General features: G+C 38.2%; 3 protein-coding genes and 2 pseudogenes. All 5 read left to right on the top strand.

Annotation, left to right across the window (positions count from 1 at the left end):
* Positions 1-208 (top strand): annotated as a pseudogene (locus L5M18_RS22655) (IS3 family transposase); the annotation flags it as partial.
* Positions 209-320: 112 nt separating this feature from the next.
* Positions 321-2228: a site-specific integrase gene (locus L5M18_RS22660; protein WP_263198680.1), complete on the top strand. Its 1908-nt coding sequence runs from the start codon at positions 321-323 to the stop codon at positions 2226-2228.
* Between the two features lie 8 nt (positions 2229-2236).
* Positions 2237-2701, top strand: a complete 465-nt coding sequence (locus tag L5M18_RS22665; RefSeq protein ID WP_263198681.1) for a hypothetical protein — start codon at positions 2237-2239, stop codon at positions 2699-2701.
* Entirely contained in the window at positions 2698-4575 is a 1878-nt protein-coding gene (locus L5M18_RS22670) for a DNA topoisomerase III (protein ID WP_263198682.1), read from the top strand. The genes L5M18_RS22665 and L5M18_RS22670 overlap by 4 nt, the downstream gene beginning before the upstream one ends.
* A 38-nt stretch (positions 4576-4613) precedes the next feature.
* Positions 4614-4755, top strand: a pseudogene (locus L5M18_RS22675) (IS4 family transposase); the annotation flags it as partial.

Consider the following 4755-nt stretch of genomic DNA (forward strand, 5'->3'; position numbering starts at 1 on the left):
GCACAGTAAGCTCAATTTTGTATCACCGAGTGAGCGACATGCGATGCAAGATAAAGCGATTTTATCTAAGCGTAAGGAGGTACTAGAAGAAGCAAGATCAAGAAACCCTAAACGCTGGCCAAACGGTATAAGGAACTGTGACGTTATCGGTGAGGTAGTGTTGAACCCAGAAAAAGAGTCTGAAACTGAAACAAGAAATGCAGCTTAAAATTTAAGTAAAGAGTGCCAACTACCTTGAAAAACACCGAGTATTTAACTAGTCCACATCCGCTTTGGTCTGATAATGCCGATTTAGATACCTTGTTGGAATTATATTGCTAATGAATGAGAAGCTAATATTTGAAAGCGAAGGTAATACAGTTTCAAATGGAATGATTAATATTAATGATATCATCATCTCTTTTGCAACAGACGGTAAACCTTACAGCTATTACCATGATGATAGATGGATTATTATTTCCGAAAATGTTGACATTAACTTTGGTAATCTTCGTGGGGAGTTTAAATCACTTTGTAAGAAACTTGTTTACAAAGAGTTTGATAGTAACAAAATCCAAAGTAAGACAAGCATAGGGAGTAAATATATTCAAGCCTTTTCGCGCTTGTCTAAGTGTATCATAGAATGTGGTGGTTCAGACTTCACCTTTATTAACTCGGATAAAGGATTTAGAGAGTTTATTAAAGTTGCTAAAAGTAAGGAGTTGAAATATAAAACATGGAAAAATTATTTAATTATTCTTAGTGTTTTAAAAAGTGAAGGTGTCATTACGAGAGTGATTCACAATGCAGAAGCACTAGCAATTTTGCTGTCAAATAATCAGAAAATATCTCGTCAAACGATTGCATTACCCGAAAACATTGCTTCATGTTACTTTAAAACTGCTTTAGATATTGTTGAAAAGTATCATCCCCATCGAAAAATTATAAGCAATACTTATGGTTCATTTATTAATGATTATAATACTAGCATCAATGCTGATTATGGGTATTCTGTTGCAAAGGCAAGGGGACTTGCTCAGGATAATCATCTTGGAATAACGCAACAATTGGATTTTAAGCTTGATTTGACTGGTGAATGGTTATGTCTAGTACGAGCAGCTTGTTACATAGTTATTGCTGGATTTACAGGTTGCAGAGATGGTGAAGTTAAGTCACTAACACTTAGCTCTTATCAAGAAAAAGTCTATGCCGGTATGGTTATTCCTATGGTTATTGGCTTACATTCTAAGGTGAATGTCGCGGGAGTTGAAAGACAAACGAGTTGGGTTACTATCCCTGCGGTCAAGAAGGCCATCGAACTTGTATGGGAACTATATGAGTTCTCAAGGGATAACTGGAAAGAACGAGCTAAATTATACTCCCATGTTGATGAGCAACAGAAAATGGTTGACGAGGCTAATTCACTTTTTCTGTCATATTCTCCAACAGCTAAATATCCAATGGCAGGAAGGCAAGCTATTGATAAATCCCTTAAAAGCTTCGTTAAATCAGTTGGTTATTGCGCTACAACTCAAGATGTAGCTGAATTCAATTTGCTGAATCCAACTCGTAAGGGTGAATTGAATGTAGGAGATGCATTAAATGTAAACCCACATTGTTTTCGTAGAACGTTTGCCGTCTATCTTGTAAGAAATAAACTGGCATCACTTTTAGATTTAAAATATCAATTTAAGCATCTTAATATTGCAATGACTTCTTGGTATTCAAACCAAGCTAACGTTGCAGGCTATTTTGATATGATGCTAGATAAAGATCTCTTGTTAGACATAGCACAAGAAAATCATGAGTTTATGACTGATACACTTTATTATATTTATAATGAAGCTGAGTCGTTATCTGGCGCTGAAGGTAAAAGAATTGAAAAATTACGTGGTGACGATAGGACTACTATTTATCTGAGTCGTGAAGAGATTTCGAAGCAGGTACGTGATGGTCAGATGTCGATTATTGAAACACCAGTAGGACATTGCACCAATCCTCAGTGCAATCGTATTTGTGATGCCCCAGTGTGTAAGTATGCCGTTGTTACAAAAGACAAAGCACTAGAGCTTATTCCTAAGAGGAACTTGTTGATTAAGAAATTTGAGTCACTAGTCGATTATGGTGTCAAAATGCCCAATATTTTGTCGAAGCTTTACTATGAAATAAAATCGATTGAGCAATGTTTTAAAGAGCATAGCATTGCCTTTAAAGTTTTTAGACACGATATCAACCAAACATTACTATAAGATCACCTATGACTGAACAATCAGATAGAGGCAAAGAGACCTTGATCAGGCTGGAACAAGCGCTTGAAAGGCTCATTGATGGTAAACCATTAAAAACTAAGTCCGATGGCCGTATTAGCCTCAAAAGAATCAATGATGAGGCTGGCTTGAGTTCGGGAGGGATCTATTACTACTCATCATTTGTTGAGAAGGCAAATGGTATAATTGAGACCGCGAAGCGAAAAGTTGTTGATGGTAAACGTGTTCAAAACAAGCAATCCGAACAAAAATTACGTGATCAACGCGATAAAGAAAAGCAGCTTAAAGAGCGATACAAAGCGCAGCGTGATCAAATAAAAGCTTTTAGTGATCAGGTTGTTGCTCACAACGCACAGCTTGAATTTACGCTGTTTGAAGCATTAGAGAAGATATCTCTTTTAGAACAACAGCTAGCTATATATAAAGTTAGTCCCATTACAGGTAAAAAAGTTTGAGATTATTCATTGCAGAAAAACCAAGCCTTGGCCGTGCTCTCGTTGATGTATTACCTAAGCCTCATCAAAAAAGTGATGGCTATATTAAGGCTGGTAATGGTGACGTAGTCACTTGGTGTATAGGCCATTTATTGGAGCAAGCTGAGCCAGAGGTATACAATCCCGATTATAAAAAGTGGGTTATAGAGCATTTACCAATCGTCCCAACAGAATGGAAATTAGTCGTTAAAGCTAATACTAAAAAGCAATTTACTGTCGTTAAGAAGTTAATAAAAGAAGCTGATGTATTAGTCAATATGGGCGATCCAGATAGAGTCGGACAGATTTTGATCGATGAAGTCATTAATCATTGTGGCGTATCCAAAGCTAGAAAAGCACAAGTATTGCGTTGCTTGGTAAGTGATTTAAACCCTGCCGCAGTAACAAAAGCATTGAATAATTTGCGTAAAAACACTGACTTTATTCCCTTAGCTACATCGGCATTAGCCAGAGCCAGAGCAGATTGGTTGTATGGGATTAATATGACTCGACTATGTACCCTACAAGGTCGTCAATCTGGCTATAACGGGGTTTTGTCTATAGGACGGGTTCAGACACCAGTTTTAGGTTTAATTGTTCACCGTGACCTTGAGATTGCTAATTTTGTTCCTAAGCCATTTTATGAGGTAATGTGTACTTTCGTGACACAAAAAGGCGAATCTTATCAGGCTAAGTGGCGCCCAAGTGCGGCATGTGAACCTTATATGGATGAAGATAATCGAGTTCTATCCAAAGCATTAGCACTAAATGTCATTTCTAGAGTTCAAGGTCAAAAAGGCAAAATCATCAAGGTAACTCAAGACAAAAAGGCCACACCGCCACCACTACCTTATAGTTTGTCAGTGTTACAAATTGATGCAGCTAAGCGATATGGAATGAGTGCGCAGACCGTGCTTGATACGTGTCAGCAACTTTATGAACGTCATAAGCTGATTACTTACCCTCGTTCAGATTGTCGCTACCTACCTAAAGAGCATTTAAATGAAGCAACCCAAGTTATTGGAGCTATCCGTAACTCGTGTTCAGCTTTAAGTGATGCTGCCAATAACGCTAATGTCAGTTTAAAGAGTAAAGCATGGAATGATGCAAAGGTGAGTGCTCACCACGCTATTATACCAACTTTGAAATCAACAGATATGAACCGTCTTTCTGCAGCAGAAAACAATATTTATGAGCTAGTCGCTCGGCAGTATTTGATTCAGTTTTATCCTCCATTTGAGTATGTCGATAAGCAAATTGACACTGAGGTGTCAGGTGGATTGTTTATTGCCAAGCAAAAGGATGTTGTATCTCAAGGCTGGAGAAGCTTGTTTCCCTCAAAGCCAAACACACAAGGTGAAAGTGAGTTTTCGGCTACAAGCCTGCCTAATGTATCAAAAGGTGAAGAAGTTCATTGTCAGCAAGCAGATTTGAAGGAAAAACAGACAACGCCTCCTAAGTATTTTACTGATGCAACCCTATTATCCGCAATGACGGGAATTGCCCGTTATGTTACAGATGCCTCTATTAAAAAAGTTTTGCGCGATACAGATGGCTTAGGCACAGAAGCGACTAGAGCAGGGATCATTGAGCTCTTATTTAAGCGCCAGTTTCTGACCCGTAAAGGTAAAGATATTAGAGCGACTGAAGTTGGAACACAGTTAATTTGTTCATTACCAGAGCGTATGACAATCCCCGATATGACAGCTCATTGGGAGTCGCAGCTTGAAGCGATTAGTCAAAAAGAAATTAAGTATGCACATTTTATGGATCCCATTACACAGAGTACTGAAGAATCCCCTGATGATTTACAAATAAATCATCAAATTAGGGTGGAAGCGCATCTTGTTGCATGATCAAATGGTTTCGCCAAAAACTACACTTGGACAACAAGATGCGCGAAGCCAATATCCTACAACATTCTTTACACCAATACTGCCCAGAACTTCACCTAAAACGATTAAACAGCTTGATGCTGGCCTCTAAGGCACTGATTGAATGTAAGACACTGACCTTGACTGAGTTAGGTCGAAATT

This window comes from Shewanella sp. SM20 (assembly GCF_025654545.1).
Classification (GTDB): Bacteria; Pseudomonadota; Gammaproteobacteria; order Enterobacterales; family Shewanellaceae; genus Shewanella; species Shewanella oncorhynchi.

What these genes read in the sequence shown, in the direction of transcription:
- L5M18_RS22660 (WP_263198680.1), top strand. Translation starts at nt 321, where the DNA reads ATGAATGAGAAGCTAATATTTGAAAGCGAAGGTAATACAGTTTCAAAT.
- L5M18_RS22665 (WP_263198681.1), top strand. Translation starts at nt 2,237, where the DNA reads ATGACTGAACAATCAGATAGAGGCAAAGAGACCTTGATCAGGCTGGAA.